Annotated in this window: 1 pseudogene; it reads left to right on the top strand. The window is 55.8% G+C overall.

Annotated features, from left to right (window positions below):
- Positions 1-45: 45 nt before the first annotated feature.
- A pseudogene (locus C5C07_RS20440) lies at positions 46-607 on the top strand (transcriptional regulator); the annotation flags it as partial.

The following is a 607-nucleotide window of genomic DNA, read 5'->3' on the forward strand; positions in this document are numbered from 1 at the left end:
ACGAGATTTGCGTACGTGACTGGAGTGTGCTCTTCCGATCTACACATGGCCTACAGCGCCCTACAATCGGCGTTCAGTCAGTACGATAGGACCACGGTCTCGCGGCGATTGAACGAGAAGCTAATCGAGTATGGTCTTTGTGAGAAGTACGGCGCTCGCGGAAACCTACGAATCGAGATTCTCGACAAAGGAGCGTTGTACCTCGAAGAATTAGCCAAAGAGAAAGAGCGACAAAAGGCCCTTCAGGACTACGTTACGAACACCCCAAAACCAAACCACAATACCCGTGTAATCACGGACCGCCCTCGGGGAGGGAGGGAGGACGACCACCGACCGACCGCCGAAGGTGAGGCGTCGACGACGCCGGACGGACGGGTTCGCTTACCTCGGTATCACGGTGTGGACTATCTTTCGTACGCAGAGACGGTCTCAGCGGCGAAGACACCGCCGAAGAAAGGCGTTAGTGTGACAAACTACCCTGTCGAACCCAAATCTGACCGGGGAGAAGCCGGGTGGGGCTACCTTGAGGACGAGAATACGCTCGTCGTCTCTGCAGAGTACGACTCTGCCATGTCTCATGTGGTGATGATTGCACGAGCGTTACTCG

It is taken from the genome of Haloferax sp. Atlit-4N, from assembly GCF_003383025.1.
GTDB lineage: Archaea > Halobacteriota > Halobacteria > Halobacteriales > Haloferacaceae > Haloferax > Haloferax gibbonsii.